Origin of the sequence: Mesorhizobium sp., assembly GCF_004962925.1 — a bacterium.
Classification (GTDB): Bacteria; Pseudomonadota; Alphaproteobacteria; order Rhizobiales; family Rhizobiaceae; genus Mesorhizobium.
The window spans coordinates 23,665-25,811 of record NZ_SUEO01000072.1; the positions used below are offsets into that span (position 1 = coordinate 23,665).

Genomic DNA, 2,147 nt, shown 5'->3' on the forward strand with positions numbered 1-2,147 from the left:
GATGATGCCGGCGCTCAGGGCTGCGATGAGAAAACCCTGCGCGACCCATGCGGTCGTCAAGCTTCCGCCAAGCGCGCGGACAAAGCCATAGAGGCTTTGAAGCTTTGAAAAATCGGCCCTGCCGTCGACGAGGATCATCCCGTTTATCTTGGCGGCGGTGTCAAAGAAGTCGGACCAGATCTGCGTGCCGAAAACGGCGATGGAAAGCACGGCCATTGCAGTGGCGGAAATGGTGGCCCATCCGATGACCCGCCAATAGCCTCCAGCGATGAGGGCAACGGGTATGATTAGACCGAACTGCGGCTTGTAGGTAAGCAGGCCGAAGAAGAGGCCGGCGAGCGCCGGGCGTTTTTCAATCGATGCGATAGCTGCGCCAAGCAGGGCGGCGGTGACGAAGCCGTTTTGCCCGACCGCTGTGTTCCAAAGCACGGGAGGCCAGGCCATGGCTGCCAGAACCGCAAGGCGTGTCTCCCCGATCAGCCGTATGGCAAAGGCATAGAACGTTATCCCGAATGCCATCCACGAAACCAACGCGGCGGGATAAGACACCAGCGCCAATGCTGCGGTCACCAGCAGGAAAGTTGGAGGATATTGCCAGGAATAATAGCCATTGAAAACGGCGCCGCTTTCAGCGGACGAGATGCTCTTGTGTATTTCCAAGTTATAGGCATCGGCTGCGTGGCCTTGCAGAACAAACTTGCCAGCGCCCCAAAATGCCAGGAAATCGGTGGCGATTGGCTGTCCGTTCGCGTCGAACAGCCAATCGCCAATCAATACCGCGATGACAAGCACGCAGAGATAGGCAAATATCAAGCCGCAGACGGCGAGATAGATAAGACGTTGCAGGTTTTTTCCTGCCGTGAAGTCGGCTATCCGCATGGTGCCCGTTTGCCCGCGCCGCAAGGTGCCCGGGCGTTATCTTGCCCCCGTTTTCATTAAGAGTTTGTGTCGCGACTGGCCGCGGTGGTGTCCGTCTTACATTTGCGTCGCCTCATTCCCATATCGGCGTCACATCCCTGAAATCGGATCATGGGTTCGGGATCGAGTGAAAATGCGTTCGGCCACAAGGCACTTGTGTTTTTCGGCCGTAGTCGCTAATCGCCCCGCATTCGACTGAACTGAAGGTCCAGGCCGTCCAAGGAAAGAGACTATGGCAAAAGGTAAATTCGAGCGTACAAAGCCTCATGTGAACATTGGCACGATTGGCCACGTCGATCATGGCAAGACGTCGTTGACGGCGGCGATCACCAAGTATTTTGGCGAATACAAGCGCTACGACCAGATTGATGCGGCGCCTGAGGAAAAGGCGCGCGGCATCACCATCTCGACGGCGCATGTCGAATACGAGACGGCTGCCCGCCACTACGCCCATGTCGACTGCCCCGGCCACGCCGACTATGTGAAGAACATGATCACCGGCGCTGCGCAGATGGACGGCGCGATCCTGGTTGTGTCGGCCGCCGACGGCCCGATGCCGCAGACCCGCGAGCACATTCTGCTTGCCCGTCAGGTCGGCGTGCCGTCGATCGTGGTGTTTTTGAACAAGGTCGACCAGGTCGACGACGCCGAGCTGCTCGAGCTGGTCGAGCTCGAGGTGCGTGAGCTGTTGACCAAGAACGAGTTCCCCGGCGACGACATTCCGATCGTCAAGGGTTCGGCACTTGCGGCTTTGGAAGATTCCGACAAGAAGATCGGCGAGGACGCGATCCGCGAATTGATGGCTGCGGTCGACGCCTACATCCCGACGCCGGTTCGTCCGCTCGACAAGCCGTTCCTGATGCCGATCGAGGACGTGTTCTCGATCTCGGGCCGCGGCACGGTTGTGACCGGTCGCGTCGAGCGCGGCGTGGTCAAGGTCGGCGAGGAGCTGGAGATCATCGGCATCCGTCCGACGACCAAGACGACCTGCACCGGCGTCGAGATGTTCCGCAAGCTGCTCGACCAGGGCCAGGCCGGCGACAACATCGGCGCGCTGCTGCGCGGTGTCGACCGTGAAGGTGTCGAGCGCGGCCAGGTTCTGGCCAAGCCGGGCACGGTCAAGCCGCACAAGAAGTTCGTGGCCGAAGCCTACATCCTGACCAAGGACGAAGGCGGCCGTCACACGCCGTTCTTCACCAACTACCGTCCGCAGTTCTATTTCCGCACGA

General features: G+C 59.7%; 2 protein-coding genes. One reads left to right on the top strand and one right to left on the bottom strand.

The window, feature by feature from the left end:
* The coding region (locus E5W87_RS16330) for a glycosyltransferase family 87 protein (protein ID WP_292399268.1) at nt 1-879 on the bottom strand (879 nt) is incomplete at its 3' end.
* Nucleotides 880-1,150: 271 nt separating this feature from the next.
* Between E5W87_RS16330 and tuf the strand changes: the two genes are divergently transcribed.
* On the top strand, nt 1,151-2,147 hold a 997-nt coding region (gene tuf, locus E5W87_RS16335; RefSeq protein ID WP_292399273.1), incomplete at its 3' end, for an elongation factor Tu.